20 protein-coding genes are annotated in these 19,391 nt (G+C 46.0%); 11 read left to right on the top strand and 9 right to left on the bottom strand.

Annotated elements, in window-relative coordinates; all coding sequences use genetic code 11:
- The first annotated feature begins 91 nt into the window (after positions 1-91).
- The 7 genes from OAG1_RS13180 (at position 92) to OAG1_RS13150 (ending at position 5,677) form a co-directional block, all read left to right on the top strand.
- On the top strand, positions 92-595 hold the full coding sequence (locus tag OAG1_RS13180; protein WP_338621616.1) for a hypothetical protein: 504 nt from the start codon (positions 92-94) through the stop codon (positions 593-595).
- Between the two features lie 95 nt (positions 596-690).
- Positions 691-1,041, top strand: a complete 351-nt coding sequence (locus OAG1_RS13175) for an antibiotic biosynthesis monooxygenase (protein ID WP_016400621.1) — start codon at positions 691-693, stop codon at positions 1,039-1,041.
- Positions 1,042-1,301: 260 nt separating this feature from the next.
- Positions 1,302-2,531, top strand: coding sequence for an arginase family protein (locus OAG1_RS13170; RefSeq protein WP_338621615.1), 1,230 nt, complete (start codon positions 1,302-1,304; stop codon positions 2,529-2,531).
- Positions 2,532-2,628: 97 nt separating this feature from the next.
- On the top strand, positions 2,629-3,405 hold the full coding sequence (locus OAG1_RS13165) for a peptidylprolyl isomerase (protein ID WP_338621614.1): 777 nt from the start codon (positions 2,629-2,631) through the stop codon (positions 3,403-3,405).
- On the top strand, positions 3,402-4,409 hold the full coding sequence (locus tag OAG1_RS13160; RefSeq protein ID WP_338621612.1) for a HupE/UreJ family protein: 1,008 nt from the start codon (positions 3,402-3,404) through the stop codon (positions 4,407-4,409). The genes OAG1_RS13165 and OAG1_RS13160 overlap by 4 nt, the downstream gene beginning before the upstream one ends.
- Before the next feature lie 105 nt (positions 4,410-4,514).
- A complete protein-coding gene (locus tag OAG1_RS13155; RefSeq protein WP_338621611.1) occupies positions 4,515-5,081 on the top strand; it encodes a HupE/UreJ family protein in 567 nt (188 codons plus the stop codon).
- A complete protein-coding gene (locus OAG1_RS13150) occupies positions 5,078-5,677 on the top strand; it encodes a HupE/UreJ family protein (protein ID WP_338621610.1) in 600 nt (199 codons plus the stop codon). The genes OAG1_RS13155 and OAG1_RS13150 overlap by 4 nt, the downstream gene beginning before the upstream one ends.
- A 378-nt stretch (positions 5,678-6,055) precedes the next feature.
- Here OAG1_RS13150 and OAG1_RS13145 read toward each other — a convergent pair whose 3' ends face one another.
- Together OAG1_RS13145 and OAG1_RS13140 are read right to left on the bottom strand one after the other, a co-directional pair.
- Positions 6,056-6,766, bottom strand: coding sequence for a transporter substrate-binding domain-containing protein (locus OAG1_RS13145; protein WP_338621609.1), 711 nt, complete (start codon positions 6,764-6,766; stop codon positions 6,056-6,058).
- Positions 6,767-6,975: 209 nt separating this feature from the next.
- Positions 6,976-7,764, bottom strand: coding sequence for an SDR family NAD(P)-dependent oxidoreductase (locus OAG1_RS13140; RefSeq protein ID WP_338621608.1), 789 nt, complete (start codon positions 7,762-7,764; stop codon positions 6,976-6,978).
- A 555-nt stretch (positions 7,765-8,319) separates the two neighbouring features.
- On the opposite strand from OAG1_RS13140, the gene OAG1_RS13135 reads away from it, so the two are divergent.
- A complete protein-coding gene (locus OAG1_RS13135; protein ID WP_338621607.1) occupies positions 8,320-8,751 on the top strand; it encodes a GNAT family N-acetyltransferase in 432 nt (143 codons plus the stop codon).
- A 56-nt stretch (positions 8,752-8,807) separates the two neighbouring features.
- Here OAG1_RS13135 and OAG1_RS13130 read toward each other — a convergent pair whose 3' ends face one another.
- The 5 genes from OAG1_RS13130 to OAG1_RS13110 form a co-directional block, all read right to left on the bottom strand.
- The gene (locus tag OAG1_RS13130; protein WP_338621606.1) at positions 8,808-9,293 is read right to left on the bottom strand and encodes a GNAT family N-acetyltransferase; all 486 of its coding nucleotides are present in this window, start codon (positions 9,291-9,293) and stop codon (positions 8,808-8,810) included.
- 48 nt (positions 9,294-9,341) lie between these two features.
- A complete protein-coding gene (locus OAG1_RS13125; RefSeq protein WP_338621605.1) occupies positions 9,342-11,021 on the bottom strand; it encodes a bifunctional UDP-sugar hydrolase/5'-nucleotidase in 1,680 nt (559 codons plus the stop codon).
- A gap of 84 nt (positions 11,022-11,105) precedes the next feature.
- The gene (locus OAG1_RS13120; protein WP_016400612.1) at positions 11,106-12,035 is read right to left on the bottom strand and encodes an ABC transporter permease; all 930 of its coding nucleotides are present in this window, start codon (positions 12,033-12,035) and stop codon (positions 11,106-11,108) included.
- Positions 12,035-13,141 (bottom strand): ABC transporter permease, encoded by a 1,107-nt coding sequence (locus OAG1_RS13115; RefSeq protein WP_338621604.1) that lies wholly within the window; start codon positions 13,139-13,141, stop codon positions 12,035-12,037. Before OAG1_RS13115 ends, OAG1_RS13120 begins: the two co-directional genes overlap by 1 nt.
- Entirely contained in the window at positions 13,134-14,684 is a 1,551-nt protein-coding gene (locus OAG1_RS13110) for an ABC transporter ATP-binding protein (RefSeq protein ID WP_220718299.1), read from the bottom strand. Before OAG1_RS13110 ends, OAG1_RS13115 begins: the two co-directional genes overlap by 8 nt.
- A gap of 277 nt (positions 14,685-14,961) precedes the next feature.
- Here OAG1_RS13110 and OAG1_RS13105 point away from each other — a divergent pair, with 277 nt between their 5' ends.
- From OAG1_RS13105 to puuE, 3 genes are all read left to right on the top strand, one after another.
- Positions 14,962-15,591, top strand: a complete 630-nt coding sequence (locus tag OAG1_RS13105; protein WP_338621603.1) for a TetR/AcrR family transcriptional regulator — start codon at positions 14,962-14,964, stop codon at positions 15,589-15,591.
- Positions 15,592-15,665: 74 nt separating this feature from the next.
- On the top strand, positions 15,666-17,078 hold the full coding sequence (locus OAG1_RS13100) for an 8-oxoguanine deaminase (RefSeq protein WP_338621602.1): 1,413 nt from the start codon (positions 15,666-15,668) through the stop codon (positions 17,076-17,078).
- 8 nt (positions 17,079-17,086) lie between these two features.
- Entirely contained in the window at positions 17,087-17,989 is a 903-nt protein-coding gene (puuE, locus tag OAG1_RS13095) for an allantoinase PuuE (RefSeq protein WP_338621601.1), read from the top strand.
- 88 nt (positions 17,990-18,077) lie between these two features.
- Here the strand turns inward: puuE and OAG1_RS13090 are convergent, their stop codons facing one another.
- Positions 18,078-18,560, bottom strand: a complete 483-nt coding sequence (locus OAG1_RS13090; protein ID WP_338621600.1) for a hypothetical protein — start codon at positions 18,558-18,560, stop codon at positions 18,078-18,080.
- Positions 18,561-19,102: 542 nt separating this feature from the next.
- Positions 19,103-19,366 carry a DUF5062 family protein gene (locus OAG1_RS13085; RefSeq protein WP_163132895.1) on the bottom strand — a complete coding sequence of 88 codons (264 nt, stop codon included), beginning with the start codon at positions 19,364-19,366 and terminating at the stop codon, positions 19,103-19,105.
- Positions 19,367-19,391: the final 25 nt, after the last annotated feature.

Below are 19,391 nucleotides of genomic sequence, written 5' to 3'. Positions count from 1 at the left end.
AGCACATGCTTAGTTACACATCATTACGACACTGTATGTCATTCTGAATATTGTTTTGCGGGGAACAACTTAAGTATTTAGGAGCATAGAGATGTTATCTGCCGTTGAAGAACTTAAAATTCGCAGTAAAATTTTGCTTAAACAGCGTCATACTGCCGATTCCCCATTAGCAAGTTTAGCTAAAGACAAATCACCACAACTAAAACATGCCTTGTTGTATGTAGCGCGAGAAGCGGGCTTTAAAGACTGGCAACACGCCCAAAGTGTATTGTCGTGTCAGCACAAGCAAACCATGCAACAAGATAGCGGCAAGTTTTGGTACTCGCCTGCTTGTATGGCTTTGCTTAATCATTGGTGCGCCAATTATCCAGAGGCTCTGGCTCTACAAGCCAAGCAGGGAGGGGTAATCCTTCCCTATAAAAGCCAATATGTAGTGGCCAACCCAAGTTATATTGAGGCTTTGGGTTTATCACCTAAAGATCCACTTTGGGAACCGCTGGAATACAACTGGTGTGAAGGCTCGTCTTCGCTACGCCAAGAGTTAGCTTACAAGCGCTTGTTGGCAATGCAAACACAGCGCTATAAAGCCTGTTAATAGCCAATTAGTTGCAGCGTTTGCCCGCACAAAGGCTTATTATTGATATTTTTAAGAATGGCGAGCTCAGCTCGCCGCTTTATTAAGGAAGCCTTATGTCTAAAAAGATCTATTGTATTGCCATGTTTAAACCTAAAGCTGGTAAGCAAAACGAGCTGTTTAAAGTATTGCAAGCGTTAGAGCCAAACACCTTGCGCGAAGATGGCTGTATTCAATACACGGTTACACGCCAAATTGACAACCCTTTTGCTCAGGGCACAGGTTACCCCATCGCGTTTCAAGAGATTTGGGCGGATAAAGAAAGCTTTGAAGCGCACTGCCAACGCAAAGAAATTAGCGAGTTTTTTCAAACCCATTGTGTTGCAGAAACAGGCTTAGTAGAAGATTCAAATGTTTGTGTATACAGCGACGAAGCAGAAGATTTTGACGCGCCAGTATTTGCTTAGTCTTAAGTAGATAAGAGCGCCGATAGGGCGCTCTTTTTTGCTCAACGATAGGTTTCTTCATCAGCGAGAAGTGAAGCTATAAGTTAACTCGTGTTTGCCCCGAAATAAGCTGGCGTAGCTGAGCTGATTGAACGTTAAAGATGCTCAAAGAGGACATTGTGAGCGATAACAGGAAATGTGTTGATGGCGGCCCATACCTGCGTGTGCTAGGCTTTTGTTTATGAAGAATTATTCAACAGCAAAAGCATGGAGCATAAAGCATGAATACCTTTCTTAGCCGCGTATTATTAACCGTTGGTATCGCTGTTACGTTTAATACTTCCGCTTCAGAAAGCGATGGCGGAATTCCTTACAAGTGGGCTCCTTGGAAAGATCCTGAAAATCCGATGATACTCAAGATGACTGACGAGAAAGATGTCTTGTTTCAACGCCGGGATCAGTCAATGGGTGCCAAGCGTGAGCCCGGGCTCTTCTATCCAAATCGCTATAACTTCGGCCCGAACTGGACGGCAATACCGACCTTTTTGGGTGCGCCGATTGCCCAGACTCCAGAAGACCTGAAAGCGGCTAAAGTTGACATAGCCATGTTCGGTATGTCGATTGGTGATCAGGTGTTACCAGGCGGCAGATTTGCTGCCCAGCAGATGCGCTCACTGATTGATTACATGTCGTACCCTCCTCAGGGCGAAGATCAGTTTATTGGTGTTGATATCGGCAAGCTGGTCATGGCTGATTACGGTAACGCAACCGCCAACTGGATGGCGGATAATCAGGTCAATCTTGACGAGGTGCATAAAATCGTCAGTGAAATTTTAGGTACTGATGCGATTCCTGTTGGTATTGGCGGCACCCATATTCAAAGTTACGGATTTATGACCGCGCTAGCTGAGAAGTATGGTCCCGGTGAAGTGGCTATCGTTCACGTAGATGCACACTACGACGCCTATAAAGCGGGCGCAGGTCGTTTCGTTCACAATGGGTCTTTTTTCAAACTGGCTGTCGACTCAGGAGTTATAAAGGGCAGTGACATCTATCAAGTTGGCCTGCGCGGCACAACGCCTGGGGCTTACGATTTAAACTGGATGCGTGAAAACAAGTTGAATTTTCACTTCCAGGCTGAAATCGAGAAATATGGGTGGGATGCGGTGCTAGTTAAGCTGCTTTCAGAGGTCAAAGGCCGCAAAGTATACCTCACCTTTGATATGGACGGGGTTGACCCAGCATATGCACCTGGTGTGGGCTCGCAGGATCCTGACGGCCTAACGGCTGGCCAGGCGATCCAACTGGTGCGGGCATTGGGCATTCAAAACGAAATCGTCGCTGCTGAATTTAATGAGTACAACCCACTTTTGGACGATGCTCATCAAACAACAGGCATTCTGATGGATCGCCTAATCCGTTCGCTACTCGGCGGAATTCAGGGGCGTAGAGAAGGAATAACAGACCCAATGTATTACGACCCTGAACGCCTAGTGCACGCCAACCAATAACACCTCTCCCAACAAGAGGCCGGGTATCCGGCCTCGTAAACGCTGAATGGATTCAGGGCTATAAATGGACACGAAGTACGCTTTCCTGAAAGAACCATTGTTACATTTCCTCCTTATGGGAGGGTTGATTTTTCTCGCCGATGCATTGTTGGCAAGTGATCGCAAAGAACAAATCTTCGTTGACCAAAGCAGTATCGACTATTTGGTCAAGCAGCAAGAAAGGCTATCGCTACGAACTTACAGCGATGAAGACATTGATCAGTTAATTGCGGCCTACATTGAAGACGAAATCCTTTATAGAGAGGCGTACAAACGTGGATTGAACCAAGGAGATACACGCATGCGCCGCAATATGATCCTCAAGCTAAGGGGATTGATGATTGCTAAGGTGAAGGAGCCCTCCGAAGATCAACTAAAAGATTTCTACCAAAATAATCTCGAACGCTACACCCGCCCTGAGCAGTTTCAGGTTGACCATGTTTATTTTAAAGATGAAAGCAGTGTTTCACCTGGTTTGCTCGATGAGCTCAATCAAGGGGCAGATTTTCGATCGTTGTCTGAGTCTTATTTTCAGACCTATGGCCAGTCTTCAATTAATAGTCCCCGCAGTGAACTGGCGTCTTTGTTCGGTGAACAAGCTTCTCGTTACATCGTAGAGACTGACTCTGACCATTGGATGGGACCATTCTCATCAGTTCAAGGGATCCACTTTGTTAAACGATCCGGGATAGCCCCGCCAAAAGTTGCGGCTTTTGAACAGGTAGCACCTTATCTGCCAATGGACTGGCAGGCGGCTGAAGCCCGCAAGTTAATTGATGCTGAGCTTGATAGTGTGCGTGAGAACTACAGCATCGTGGTGGAGCGCACTCAATGACACAGGCGGTTCAGTCATGGATGCTAGCTATTGCGCTTTCTTTTGTTACCGTAAGTGTATTTGCGCACGATATTGGCGTGTCCAAGGCTGAACTCGTCGAGGGTTCTAACAACCAGTACCAGCTTCGAGTTCATGCTCCAGCAATGATGGCCGCCCGCTTTTCGTCACCGCAGCTGCCGGAAGGCTTTGAATTTACTGCAAACCCACGAGGCAGTCAGCAGGGCCAGTGGAAGGTCTTTGAGTTTTCAGCGGAGCGTGCACTGAGAGCAGGGGATGAGATTAGGCTTGCTTGGGAACGAGATGGTCTGATGGTGACCACTTATTGGGGAGATGGTAGCCAAGTCAGTCGATTGTTTAAAAATCAAGCCGGTGCGATCACCTTGTCTATGGCGCAATTAAAGGCCACCTCTGGTAGTTGGCAAGATGCAGCACAGCGCTATTTGTTTTTGGGAGTTGAGCACATCCTACTAGGAGTAGATCATCTGTTGTTTGTACTGGGTTTGCTCTGGATCGTTCGAGGATCTGCAGCCCTGGTTAAAACCATTACAGCTTTTACTCTGGCTCACAGTATCACCCTTGGATTAGCCACCTTTGATTATTTAACCCTTCGTTCGGCACCCGTTGAAACCTGTATCGCGCTAAGTATCGTATTTCTCGCGGTCGAGATCATGCGGGCGCGTGAGGGGCAAACAGGCTTGACTCATCGATATCCATGGGTCGTCGCATTTGCTTTTGGTCTGCTGCATGGTCTGGGCTTTGCGGGGGCCTTATCAGAGATTGGACTAGCGCAGAGTGAGATCCCGCTGGCATTGTTATTTTTCAATGTGGGTGTCGAGCTCGGCCAGCTAATCTTTGTCTTTACCGTCTTGGTGGTGGCATTATTCGGTCGAAAGCTAAACCTAGCCATACCAAGCCATATTCGAGTGTTACCCGTGTATTGCCTTGGAGGGCTCTCAGCCTATTGGCTCTTGACGCGGGTAGCGCTGCTTGGTTCATCAGTTTAACTTTCTTAGCTTTGCCAAACAGAATTGTTGTAACCTAGCTAAAAAAACACAAACCAATCAAAATCCGTTTCAAAGAATAAAAGGAATTACATGAAAAGGAATCAATTGCTATCCATACTCGCGGCTATGTTGCTGCTGTCATTTAATGCCAGTGCACATGAAGTAACCGGCTTTGGGGGCGGATTTGTAAGCGGTTTTGTGCACCCCGTTCTTGGTGTAGATCATGTCGTGGCTATGATTGCCGTTGGGCTTTGGGGAGCATTGCTCGGTGCCCCTGCTATTTGGGTATTGCCTGTGGTATTCCCGTTAGTGATGGCTTTTGGTGGCGTTTTAGGGATCATCGGCCTTCCAATCCCCGCAGTGGAGACTGGCATCGCAACTTCAGCAGTTGTGTTGGGGGGGATGATAGCTTTTGCCTTGAAGCCTCACTTGCTGGTTGCGGCCATCGTCGTTGCCATATTTGCTATTTTTCATGGGCATGCTCATGGTACAGAGCTGCCACAATCAGCGACTCCCTTGGCGTATAGCATAGGATTTGTATTATCCACGGGATTGTTGCACCTGTGCGGTATTGTGTTTGGCCAGCTTGTACGTGCACCAGCCGGAAGGGTGCTCATTCAGGCGACGGGCGGCGTGATTGCTACTGCCGGTGTTTGGATCCTCGTTGGGTGAGCGTAACCACAATGGGAAGGGGTGTATTACTTTTACTTTCCTTGCCAAGGCCAGCCTTAGCGCATAGTCCTTTTGAGGGCGCAGGCGCTTTTTATGGTGGGTTATTGCATCCCCTTGGCGTACCAGCGCATCTGCTACTTATCATTGCGCTTGGCTTGTATGCAGGTCAATCAGGAATCGAAAAAAGCAAAGCGAGCGTCTTAGCTTTTGTGCTTGCTTTGATATCGGGCTTAGTTGGTGCCAGCTTTTTTGTGCAACCAGGGCTCGAGCCTACGCTTTTAGCTGCGGGCGCGATTGTGGGACTCTTCGTTGCCAGTAAGCTAACTGCTATACGGTATTTGAGCGTAATTACGGCTGCAATCGCGGGTTTTCTTGTAGCATATGACTCACCACAGGAAAGCTTGGTTGGTATCGCTAAATTGGTAGCGATGATTGGTACTGGGCTTGGTATATTTATTGCGTTTTGCATTGCCACTTTGATTTCTGAATACTTCAACAGCTTAACATGGCAAAAAATTGCGGTGAGAGTCCTGGGATCTTGGATCGCGGCTGCTTCACTTTTGGTATTGGCCCTATCTCTTAGTTACCCAGTTTAGTGGGTAACTAAGGGAACCGGCCCGTCGTCGCTGCCTCTGCTTTTTCAGAAAACCCTCGGCTAAAGCGACGACGGGTAGCACGTAAAGTCCTCATTAAACATAGCAATAAACGTGATGATGGCGGTCTTGTCAAGGCTATATCGCCGGTGTACCTCTAACTAGGTGTCGCTTCAAAAAGGGGCACAAGCACTATACTGAACGCGTTGACAACGCGCAGGCACATCGAGATTGAAGACCGGCTTGAAACTGAAACCCTAGCACTTATCTAGCGACAATTGATTCATACATGGTGTCGAAGCTATGAATGTTTAAGGCTGAATTCCTAACTCATTTGTGTCCAAAAATAAGCTAGTTAAAACTGATAACTCTAGCTCCTTGCTATTCGCCGTATAACACTAATGACTCTTCCGGTAGGCACTCACTAGCCGCTTGATTGAAAGCATCGATAAAACCTGGGTTTTCACTTAAGTAGGTGTTGCCAAAATAAACTGCGATGGGCTTGCTTACTACCACTTGGCGGTCGATATAGGCGCTGCGATTAGTTTTCTCGGTAAGCTTTAGCATCGCCGCCTCGTTAGCCAAAATGATGTCGGCTCGATCGCGTATTAACCCTTCTAGCAACATTTCTGGTTCAACGGGTCGATAGGCTACTTTTACGCCTTTTGCTTTTAGCCATTGCGCCATGTTTGACCCTAAGTAAGCCCCCACGCGTGCGTTCTTTAAGTATTCGTCATCAATCGGTTGGTTAATAACATCTGCTAAATAAAAATACGCCCAGTTTTGTTTGCCAATAAAGCGGCTGGCTGCAGCGTAACTGTCACGCTCAGCATTTTGGGAACCCGCATAAAAGCCATCTAATTGGCCTCGCTGGGTCATTGATTGGGCTCTCGCCCAAGGCAAAAAGTCGATGCTATATTCCACGCCCAGGCTCTCTAATGCGCAGACCACCACTTTATCGAAGGGGCCTGCGGGTTTACCGTCTTGTGGCCAGGTATAAGGGGGACGATCTTGCGTGCCTAAGTGAATGGCTTGAAAAGCCAAACTGGGTAGGGATATAAAAACTAGGCTAAAGAGAATGTTGCGTATCATGAGGAACCATTTGTATTAACTATTACCTCAAAAGCATAGTGCAGCTCGGTGAGCTTTTCATAAATTTTAAGCGGGTAGGCATGTGACGTAAACTTAAGGCTACCCAGATAGCTTTGTTATTGATTTTACCTACCCAGTTTCCTAGGGGTTAAAAAGTAAAACGCCACTGTGTTAGTGGCGTTTTAAAGGCGCTTAAGCTGCTTTAATTATTAGATGAGTGTTTCAATTAACTCAACAACTTGGCCTGATTTTTGGGCGTTTAGCGCGTCGGGGTGGGGTGAGGCAAATTGGCCGATGTCGTTGTCAAAATATAGGCCGGCTGCATCATTAAATTCTTCCGACAAGCTGGCTCTTACTAGTATATCTGCCCCAATGCTTAAATCGCCGCCAGCAATACCGTAGGCGTCTTTCACCATTTTGCTGCCAAGTAGTGATTTAGGGTTAACCGATACGACTATTGGGCCACTGTCTTTTAGTGCTAAGCCCAATTCGCGAGACCACATGGTTAGTGCGAGCTTGCTTTGCGCATAAGCAGAGTTGTCACTAAGCTGACGATTGCCTTTTAGCGCGTCTAAATCTACAGTGGCTTGGGCTGCAGACGATAGGTTCACAACACGACCACTTTTACCCATTAAAGGCAGCAGTGCTTTGGTGAGCTTGTATGGTGCGAGGGTGTTTACTATAAAGCGTAAATCTTGCCCTTGAGCATTGCGCGGCTCGGGGAAGTTAAATACCCCGGCATTGTTAATCACTACATCTAAACTGCTGTACTTGCTCGTTACTTGTTTGGCTAGCTCATCAACTTGCTCAAGCTTGGATAGGTCGGCTACAAAGGTATCTACTTGTGCACCATTCACGCTTAATTGATTTTTAACAGACTCGAGTTTGGCTGGGTTACGGCCATGAAGCAGCACCTTATGACCCTGCTCTAGCAATTGCTTGGCGGTAACTAATCCAATGCCGTCGGTTGCACCGGTAATTAAAATGGTTTTGCTCATGTGCTTGATACCTATCTTAAAGTTTGAAAGCCTAAAAGCGAATGCCTTAAGTTGCTTTAAATAGTAGATGTTGAACCTAGCAACTACAACGGCTGTTAATGAGAAACAGTTTTTAGATTTTGTTAATAATTACCTAGGGTCTGTTGATCTTTGGTGTTGAAATTTTGTTCGAGATAAGCAGGCTTTAATCGCGGCGAGCACTTAGAAGCCTAGTGGGCTAAGCAAGAAGTGCTTAACAAAGAGTAAAGTTCGCTTATCCGAACCCTTCGGGCAGCATTTCTTAGCCATTTATTCAGCGTTAGCGAGTGATTATTAAGCCCACTTAACTGCACACTCACTGCCTTGCCTAAATGGCTAATAAATTGCTGCAAAAACCATCAGCAACGATCAACAGACCCTAGTTAAATAAACCACTAACAAGCGCTGGTGGTGGTTATCTGGCAAACAATATTCAAGTATATGCAGATGAATTTAGCTTACTTGTATAACCGAGAGCGTTACACTTACTCGCTGAATAAATAGTGGTGTTGGTTCAGTTTAAAGCTGGGGGAAGTAATGGCTAAATTTGAGTTTTCGACAGGGGAATTAGCACCGATGCTTAACTCCGCCTTGGCTGCAGGGTTTGAAGAGCATAGTCAATCACAACAAGCGCCGGCTTATCACAAGCAGCGCTTAAATTGGACGCTGCAAAATGCAGAGGGAAAACTTATTGCCGCGCTTACCGCAGACTTACTGTGGGATTGGTTATACATAGACGAGCTGTGGGTAGACGATAGTTGCCGCGGCCAAGGCATGGGCCAGCAGCTTATGCAGCAAGCCGAAGACTATGCCAGAGACAAAGGCCTTAGTGGTTTATGGTTGTGGACTCAAAGCTGGCAAGCACCCGCGTTTTATGAGCGCTTAGGGTTTAGCGAGTTTACCTGTTTCGATAACTTTCCTGTTGGGCACTGCAGAATAGGTTTAAGAAAGGCAATTGCTAAAGATTAAGCTACCAAAAAACTGCAAGGTTTAAGCAGGCAGGCTATGGGTGCCTCAATCCAGATTTAATCACTTAATTGTTTGTGCATGATTAAGCTGTCTACATAACCTAACTTAGGGTGTAAGTAGGCCTTTGGAATGGTGCCAATAGTAGCAAAGCCAAGCTTGTGCCAAAGCGCAATAGCAACGGTATTAGTGGCAACTACAGAGTTAAACTGCATAGCTTTAAAGCCTAGCTCTAAGGCAATACCTTGAGAGTGTTCGCACAGTTTACGCGCTATGCCTTTTCCACGAGCTGCTTCGCTGACCATGTAACCACAGTTACAAATATGTTTGCTGGGGCCCATGGCATTGGGTTTGATGTAATAAGTCCCTAAAATTTGCTGGTTGTGTTCAAACACAAAGCTTTTTAGCGGCAACTCGCACCAAAGCTGAAAGGCTTGTTGTTCGTTCATGTCTGGATCAAAAGCGTAACTTTGCTGAGCCTGTATTACTGCCTTAAAGCTTGGCCAAAAAGCACTAAAGTCGGCTTGGGTCATGGCTCTAATCACTGGCGCTATCCTTTTCACTTAATCAATTTTGCGTGTTATCTAGGCCTATTAGACCAAATATTGTTTGCTACTGGCAAAGGTAACAAAGCTGTCGCTCATGCTGAGTTCTAAATCGTGATGATCCCAGCTGTTTAACAGTGCGTGGTAGCCTTCTTTTCCTGCCAAGGTGTAGGCAGAAGACACTCCACGATAAACTCGCTGTGGCTGCAAAGCTTGCCAGCCTTGCTCATCTTCAAGTTTTATTTGGCTAACGCGCTGGCCCGGAGGCTTGTGGGCTTGGTAGCTATAACGCAGTTTGTAAAAGTAGGGAAAACTGCCATCTCCAGTGCCCATTAAGCCATTGTTAGTGGCATTGTTAATGGCACCTTCAATGGCCATGGCTAAATCTTCGCCCTTAATTAAATAACTCATTAAGGTTATTTCGAAGGGCAGTAAGCGTCCACAAATATCAGCCTTACTCAACGGGCCTGCTTTTAGCGATACGCGAACGCCGCCTGCATTGTGCATGGCAAAGTCGGTTGGATGCTTGGCAGCAGAGGCTTGGTAAAACCCTTGGCAAATCAGCGGCGCAATTTCACTGCCATTGGGTAGATCTTTATTAGGCATTCTACTATGGCGTAAAGGCTGGCTGAGTTTGGTCACTATTTGGCTTTTCATTTGTTCAACCGCTGGACGATATTGCTGATTGATGATCTCGCTGATTTGCTGATCATTAGAGCACTTTAATAGCCCTGGTGCGGTAGCCAAATAGTCGCTAATGAGACGGCGAGTTTCATTGCAAACTATCTGCCCGTTTTGTTTGGCTTGCCAGTTATCATCGATAAGAAACTGGGTCCCGCCTTCAAGCTTAATAACCTTGCCATTCTTATCAAAGTGTAAGCAGCTTAAACCTATGGATTCTGCATGTTTGCCAGCTTGTAGTACCAAGCAGCCATTCTGCCATTGTCCGTTATTGCCGGTACTTGCTAGCCCCAAATGGCCAAACTCACCGGTTAATGTGTGTGAGTGGCCACCAACAATCACACTTATGCCAGTTACGGCTTTGGCTAAGGCAATGTCGCCGTCATAGCCCAAATGGCTAAGTATGACGATGTGATTTATGCCTTGTTGCTTTAAGTGCTTAACCGTGGCTTGGGTGGTTTCGACGGCGCTCAAAAAATGGCAGTCGGCATCGGGGCAACCAATGTTGTGCATCTGGTCGTGAGTGATGCCTACAATGGCCAATTGCTGGTCGCCTAAGGGCTTAAGCAGGTAGTTAGCAATGGCCAGTTCATTGTTGTAGTAATACAGATTGTTATGGGGTGCTAAAGGCAAGTGCTTTTGTTGATCTTCTTGGCTTAAATCCATGTTGCCGGCAAGACAGGGGAAGTTAACCTGATCAACAAATTTAGACACCGGAGCGTTGCCAAGATCAAACTCATGATTGCCAATGGTCATGGCATCTACCGACATCAAATTGAGTAAATGAGCGTTAGCTTCACCTTTAAACTGGCTAAAATATAAACTGCCTTGAAAGCTATCGCCAGCGTGTAAAAACAGGCTTGAGCTATTATTTTGTGTTGCCAAGGCGTGGTGTTGTTTTACTGCTGTAGCTAACCTTGCATACCCGCCGCAGTATGCGTCTAGTTGGTAAACCTCTTGGTTTATGGTTACTTCAAAATGAACCAAAGTAGGCTCAAAATGAGAGTGGGTATCGTTGATGTGAGCAAGGTACAGCGAATAAGTCATGACTACTCCAAACTAGCGGGCAAGCATAATACGTTAGTTTGCTGGCTAGCTTGAAGTATTTGCTTCAATAATTTGGCCTGCTTGTTAATGGCGGCGAGCGTCAAAAGGTTTAGCTAGGCTCATTGGGGCCGCCAATTTCTGGCGAATTGGGTTGGCACTAATCATAACCATTACCACAATAGTTGCCACGTAAGGCATCATTGCTAGCAAGTTAGGCGATATGGTAAAGCCTATGCCTTGCATCACTAAGTGCAAAATAGAGGCTGCGCCAAACAGGTAAGCGCCTACCATTAAATAACCTACACGCCATGACGCAAACACCACTAACGATAGCGCAATCCAGCCGCGGCCAGCGGTCATGTTTTCCATCCACATTGGGGTATAAGAAAGCGACATATAAGCGCCCGCTAAGCCTGCCATTGCGCCGCCAAAAAGCACCGCAATATAACGAACTTTTATTACCTTAATGCCAAGAGCATTAGCCGAATAGGGGTTTTCGCCAACAGCGCGCAAGGTTAAACCTGCGCGTGTTTTATTCACAACCCACCAAGTTATTGCCACTAAAGCAAAACTGCCATATACCAAAATGTCATGCTGAAATAGCAAGGCCCCAAGCATTGGAATATCACTTAATAGAGGAATTGAAATCGCTTTAAAACCGTTAATGGTAGAGCCAACCAAGCTTGCACCCAAGAAAGCACTTAAACCGGTGCCAAAAATAGTAAGCGCTAGGCCAGTTGCCACTTGGTTGGTATTAAGGTTTAACGAGAGTAGCCCAAATATGCCCGCCATTAACATGCCTGCAATCACCGCTAGCAATAAACCCAAGGCTAAGTTGCCAGTAAAGTAGGCGCCGGCAAAGCCTGCCATAGCACCCATTAACATCATGCCTTCTTGGCCTAAGTTAAGTACGCCTGATTTTTCACAAATTAGCTCGCCTAGCGCTACTAGTAACAAGGGTGTTCCGGTTTTAATTGCTGCTACCAATATTTGTTGTAGTAGTTCCATGTCCATTATGCAGCTCCTTGCTTAGCACTAGATGAAGAGGGTTGCGCTACGCCCGCGCTGGGCTGCCAGACTATTTTGTAATGAATGAGAAAGTCACAAGCGAGTAAGAAAAACAGCAGTACACCCTGGAATAAACCTGTGATGGCAGTGGGCATACCTAGTTCTATTTGGGCTAGATCGCTGCCCATATATAAAGTACCCATGAAGAATGCCGCGAAAATAATGCCAAAGGGATTGAGCCTGCCAAGGTAGGCCACAATAATGGCGGCGTAACCATAGCCCGGAGACACTTGCGGAATGAGCTGACCAATTGGGCCAGTTACTTCTGCCACGCCAGCAAAACCTGCCAGTGCGCCTGCGCTTAGCATTACGCTCCACACAATAAACTTGCTGCTGTAACCTGCGTAACGTGCAGCGGGTTGGTCGGAGCCAAATACTCGCAGCTGAAACCCAGGTAAGGTGCGATACAAAATGATCCCAGAGCCAATAGCAAATACCACTGCCAAGAGAATACTAATGGAGGCGCGACCATCCTCCATTATGGTCGGCAGCAATACACTGTCGGCAAAAATGGCTGACTCTGGGAAACCAAATCCGTCTGGGTCAATTAAGGGGCCATGTACGCCCCACAGCAGCAAATACAAGCCAATGTAGTTGAGCATGATGGTGGTAAGAATAAGGTTGGTATGAAATAGCTGATGCAGCAGAGTGGGGATGGCCGCCCAAAGCATGCCGGCTAATGCCCCAGCAGCGAGGGTAACCAATAACCACCCATAGCTACTTTGCTCATTGGCTTGCAGTGCAAAATAGCTGCCCACTAACGCGCCAACCAGCAACTGGCCCTCTGCGCCAATGTTCCAAATATTGGCCTTGTAACACAAGGCTAAACCTGTGGCACAAAGCAGTAAGGGAGTGGTTTTTACCATTAACTCGCCTAGGTTGTAGCTATCACTAAGCGGGTCGATGATAAACACTTTAAAGGCGGTGGCTGGGTTAATATCTAGGGCCCAAAACATCACACTAGACACCAACATGGTGAGAACAATGGCGATAAGAGGTGAGAGCCAAGACATCAACTTTGATGACTCTAAACGGGCTTGAGTTTTAAGCATACGCTTGGCCTCCTTGCTCGCTATCGCTATGGACAAATCCACCGGCAATCCATTTGCCAATTTCTTCGATATTGGTTTGCTCGGTATGCACCGCCTCAGAAAGTTGCCCCTCATATAAGGCGGCAATGCGATCGGAGATCATAAACAGCTCATCGATATCCTCTGACACCACCAAAATAGCAGCGCCTTTATCGCGAAGTTCAATCAGTTGGCGGTGGATTGCACTAGCTGCGCCAATGTCCACGCCCCAGGTCGGGTGAGCACAAATCAATATTTCTGGATTTTGGTCTACTTCTCTACCAATAATAAACTTTTGTAGGTTGCCGCCCGATAAGCTCTTAGCTTGGGCGTGGGCGTTATGACATTTAACGTCATTTCGATGAATAATGGTTTTGGCGAGCTCCACCACTTTGTGCGGCAAAATTAGCCCTTTGCTTACCAAGCCCTTGCGCGCACTGGTAAGCAAGGTATTGTCGGCCAAACTCATCTCTGGCACCGCTCCTTGGCCTAAACGGTCGGTGGGTACATAGCTCATACCTAGCAAGCGGCGCTCGCCAGCATGTAATTTACCCACTTTGCGTTTGCCAATTAAAATGCTGTCGGCTGCCGCGCGAGTATCTTCGCCGCTAAGTGCTTCAAGTAAATCTTCTTGACCATTACCAGCAACTCCAGCAATACCCAAAATTTCGCCGCGATGCAGACTTAAGTTCACCTTATTTAGGCCTGTGCCGAAAGGATTGGTGGGCGGCACGCTTAAATTACTCACTACCATTAATTCGTCTGAGCCAATGCGTTTTTGGTAGCGTTCCGATAGTTGGGTGTCGCTACCTACCATCATGCCAGCAATTGATTCTGGCGTTTCTTGTGAAGGAATACATTCTCCACTCACTTTACCGCCACGTAATATAACTGCGCGATCACACAGCTCGGTGACTTCTTTTAGCTTGTGGCTAATAAACAAAATACTACAGCCCTGGCTTGCCAAGGTGCGTAATACCTTAAACAAACCGGCTACTTCTTGAGGAGTGAGTACCGAAGTGGGCTCATCTAAAATCAGCAGTTTTACGTCTTGTATTAAGCAGCGCAAAATTTCAAGCCGCTGGCGTTCGCCAATGCTTAGATTATGCACGTAGCGGTCGGGTTCAACCTTTAGCTCGTAGGCATTGCTTAGCTCAACGATCTTTGCTCGTAGCGCTGCGGCATCTTTAACTACACCAGCATCTAAGCTTAACGCTATGTTCTCTTGCACGGTGAGAGTTTCAAATACCGAGAAATGCTGAAAAACCATGCCGATGCCCATGGCTCTGGCCATGTTAGGCGAGCGTATTAATTGCTCTTTCCCTTTCCATAGCAGGCCGCCTTCATCTGGCTGAATCACTCCGTAGATCATTTTGACCAGGGTGGATTTCCCTGCGCCATTTTCACCTAGTAGCGCTAAGATTTCTCCTTCGGCTAGGTCTAGGCTTACTTTGTCGTTGGCTATTACGCCTGGGTAGCGTTTTGTCACTCGCCATAACGACAACAAGCTTTGCTCTGGTTTCATTTTGCGTCCATTCGTTTATGCATTCTATCCGCTTGGCTGGTCTTACTGCATAAATCTGACCAACTGTTCAAGTTAAGCGCTGTAGCTAATAAGTTGCAATTGTTGGTTTTTTGTTGTGCTTTGATGGTGCGAAGTATGGCAAGTTTTGGCGCGTTATGGTGCGTTTATCGCTATTTTTAGTAAAGCAAACTTAGTGCTAGTGATTTATAAATTAATCATTAATAATACTTTGGTATAAAGTTTCGGCATTAAAGTTCAACAGGGAGAGTGGGTTAGCATGGCTAAAGCTACGGCAGGTCAAAGTGGCGCAATTAGAAAAAAGAATGAACGGCTTATTCTTAAAGCGGCAACCAATGAATTTGTAAAACACGGTTACCAAGGCACCTCCTTACAAGCCATTGCCGACAGAGCCGAGTTGCCCAAGGCTAACATTCTGTATTACTTCAAATCTAAACAAGGCCTATACAAAACCTTGCTCGAAGATATTGTAGATATGTGGAACGATGCCTTTGAAAACACCACCGCTAACGACGACCCTGAGCAAGCAATTAGTGCTTATATTCGCTCTAAAATGCGTTACAGCCGTAGCCACCCCAAAAGCTCTCGGATCTTTGCTATGGAAATTATCCAAGGTGCTCCTAACCTAAAGGGAAACTTACAATTTCCTGTTGTAGATTGGACTAAAAACAAATGTAGCTTGATTCAAGCTTGGGTCGACCAAGGCAAAATTGCAGCTATAGAACCTTTATACCTGTTGTTTTTGATTTGGGGAGCTACTCAATTTTACGCCGACTTTGATACCGAAATTAGAATGATTAACGGTAAAACCTTAAGTGCAGAAGAGTTTGTCAAAGCCGAGCAAAACGTGATTGATATAGTTATTCGCGGGATTGGCTTAAAAAGCTAAAGCAAAAAGCTGAGTGCTTGGTCAGATTTTTGCTTATGCTTTAGCTACTATGCTAACAGGACAAGCACTAAGTCATGTCGCCACTCTCTAATCAAGCTCAAACTAGTTCAGCTCTACCAGCAAGCCAAACAACTTGGATTAAAAATCCTTTAGCCGTATTTAGCGGAGCTATCAGCGGCCCCGATGCTGAGCGCGATTTGCGTGGTGGCATTGTGATTCAAGGAAGCCAAATAATTGAATGTATTGCAGCAGGGCAGCAGCCTGCTGCTGCAGTAAACCAACAGCTCGACGCCAGTGATACGGTGTTGCTGCCTGGCTTAATTAATACTCATCACCACTTTTATCAAACCCTTACGCGCTGCTTGCCGGCTGCAATTAATCAGCCGTTATTTCCTTGGTTACAAACGCTTTACCCTGTTTGGGCTGGCCTTACTGCTAAGCACATCGAGGTTGCTACAGAGATTGCTTGTTGGGAGCTAATGTTGAGCGGCGCGACAACGGTGGCCGATCATCACTATGTATTTAATCATGCCTTAAGCGAGGCGATAGATATTCAAGCCGAGGTAGTAGGGCGCTTGGGAGTGCGGGCAACCTTAACCCGCGGCAGTATGAGTTTGTCACAAAAAGACGGCGGCTTGCCGCCAGACTCTGTGGTGCAAACCGAGCAGCAAATTCTTGATGATAGCCTGCGTTTAATTAAGCGCTATCACTGTGCAGAAGAAGGCAGCATGCTTAACTTGGCGCTTGCGCCATGCTCACCTTTTTCGGTGACCAAATCGCTAATGTGCGACACCGCTACTTTAGCCAAAGAGCAAGGTGTACGACTGCATACTCACCTTGGTGAAACCATTGATGAAAACGACTTTTGCTTGAGAACGCTAGGCATGCGACCGGTAGACTATTTGGAGCATTGCGGGTGGCTAGGGCCACAAACGTGGTTAGCGCATGGCATTCACTTTGACCAAGCTGAAATTCAGCGTTTAGGTGCTGCACAAGTTGGAATAGCACACTGCCCAACGTCTAACATGGTATTGGCATCGGGCATTTGCCCAACTTTAGACTTAGCCAAAGCCGGTTGTAAGCTAGGCATCGCGGTAGATGGCTCAGCTTCTAACGACAGCTCTAATATTATTCAAGAGTTACGCCATTCATTAATGCAGCAGCGCTTGCGTTATCGCGCCGATCAAATCACTCACCAGCAAGTGCTTAATTGGGCAACACAAGGCAGCGCGGCGGTATTGGGGCGCGATGATATTGGCGTTTTGGCGCCAGGTAAGCAGGCAGACATTGGTTTGTATAAGCTAGATGGACTTAATTTTTCGGGTGCTCACGACCCATTAGCCGCTTTGATTTTATGTGGTGCAAGCCAAGTGAGCAAACTAATGGTAGCGGGTAAGTGGATTATTGAAGACGCCGATGAAACCCGCGCCCAGCTAGAACAACTAAAATTGCAGCATCACCAACTAGCTATTCAACTGGTGAACTAAGGAAAACTATGAGCAACAATAACTACCCTCGAGATCTAGTCGGCTACGGCCAAAACCCGCCTAAAGCCAACTGGCCAAACAAAGCCAAAGTTGCCCTGCAATTTGTGGTTAATTATGAAGAGGGGGGCGAAAACTGTGTATTACATGGTGATAGTCATTCCGAGAAGTTTTTATCGGAAATTGTTGGAGCAGAGGCATATCCTGATCGCCATATGAGTATGGAGTCAATATACGAATATGGTAGCCGAGCGGGTTTTTGGCGCTTGCATCGTTTGTTTGTGAGCCAAGGGATCCCAGTAACCGTGTTTGCCGTTGCGATGGCCCTGCAGCGCAATCCAGAAGCGGTAAAAGCTATGTTAGATGCCAACTGGGAAATTGCCAGCCATGGTTTAAGGTGGATTCACTATCAAGATTTTAGCGAGCAGCAAGAGCGTGAACATTTAGAGCAAGCCATAACGATTCATCAACAAACCACTGGCAGCAAACCTAAAGGCTGGTATACCGGCCGCACCAGTCCACATACCTTAAAGTTAATTGCCGAGCGTGACGATATTCTCTATTGCGCTGATAGCTACGCCGACGACTTACCTTATTGGGACAACAACTACAGTAAACCCTTGTTAATGGTGCCCTATACCCTAGACACCAATGATATGCGCTTTGCTACTCCACAGGGTTTTAACAGCGGCGAGCAGTTTTACCAATATTTAAAAGATGCTTTTGATGTGTTGTATTTTGAAGGTGAAACTACGCCCAAAATGCTTAGCATTGGCTTGCACTGCCGCATAATAGGCCGTCCAGCAAGGTTTGCTGCTTTGCAGCGTTTTATTCAATATACCCAGCAGTTTGAAGGTGTTTGGTATGCCACCAGAGAGCAAATTGCAGAGCATTGGGTGAAAGAACAGGGCTGATAGTAGAGTGAAGGTAATAGTTGATAACTACTAGAAAGAGCTATTAGATTAGGCTAGTTACTTGTGTGAGATATTGGTTAGCTTTAAGCTAAATTTTTGCTGCTGAAACCGCTTTGACGCATGTTTGAACCGTCCCGTTTTTATTCTTCATTTCTATAGTTGTGTCATTCAAGAAGATAACCTCTTGTTCTGAGTGTTTCATTGATGAGTTATTGAGTGATTTTTTGACATTGTTAAGGTGTTTATCAGACGTGGCATTTTTGGGTAAAACATCAACATAGCCAATATCAGTCAACAAACTATGGCCATCTAATATCCAAGAACCGCTGACATATAGGTCGAACTCAAGGCTGCTTGCATCCACAGCTGAAATGGTAACCGAGTTAGCAAACCCAGTGAAACTGCCGTCTGGTCCATATATCGTTACTGAATCTAACTTCGACACTGGTAACACTGACTCACATTGCCAAGCCCCTTGAAACTGTTCTTTAGTTAGCTTCAGATCTTCGGTGGCAAAACCTTTACTACAGGCTGCTAGAACGATAACAATACCAAACTTTCTAATGTTCATTTTTCTTCCTTGATGAAACGATAATGACCAAAAAATCTTACGTCTTAGCCTAATTTGTAGCGCGACCTTTAGTATTGGTAAGTAAGTGCTTGATCAACGATTTCCTCGTTCTCTTACCACCATTGGACCAAAAAATTCGAAGCTTATGATGCAAGTACAATACGAAAATACCACCAAAACGCCTGCCCAGTAATTTAAATGTTCGAAGAAGCTAAAGACTCCAATTACATATAACGGAGTAATGATTAGGTAGAACAGAAAACTTAAGAATTGGTTAATTGCTAGTTTAGTTCCACATGACTTACAGCGAGTAGCCCAAAGCATCAGCGGTAAAACTGAGACTGACTTTTCATTGCAGCTAGGACACTTTCTTTTCATAAGACTTCTTAGGTACTTAACCTTATATATCTAAATCGATGATTATAAGATAAAAATGTAATAGTGATGGGGCGCTGAATGTGGATGTTTTAAGCAAGGGATAGCTAACCGTGGATAATTAAAAAGCAGCACTAAGTGCTGCTTTTTTGTGGATCACTTTTGTACTAACCGTCTAAAAGTTCGTGGTCTTTAGGCAGTTGGTTAGCTAACCACAGTACCAGTTTGTGGCGCATTTCCGGGCCAGTAGTTTTGTCTTTAGGCAGTGGTGTTAGTCGTTTGTCTTCGGCTAACAGCATGTATAGCGCTTCTACTTTGTCTTTCTCTGATATGCCAGGTGGAAACTTGGCAAAACCGCGTTGCAGTGCGTATACCTCACCAATTTGTAAGGCTTTTTTTAGTAACTGAGCTTCATGTTTATATTTTTTCACTAATCATCTCGCTGCGTAGCCGTTT

The sequence above is a fragment of the Agarivorans sp. OAG1 genome, assembly GCF_037076485.1.
GTDB classification, from domain to species: Bacteria; Pseudomonadota; Gammaproteobacteria; order Enterobacterales; family Celerinatantimonadaceae; genus Agarivorans; species Agarivorans albus.
Note: the sequence above shows the minus strand (reverse complement) of the source record. Positions and strands in the feature narration are given on the sequence as shown.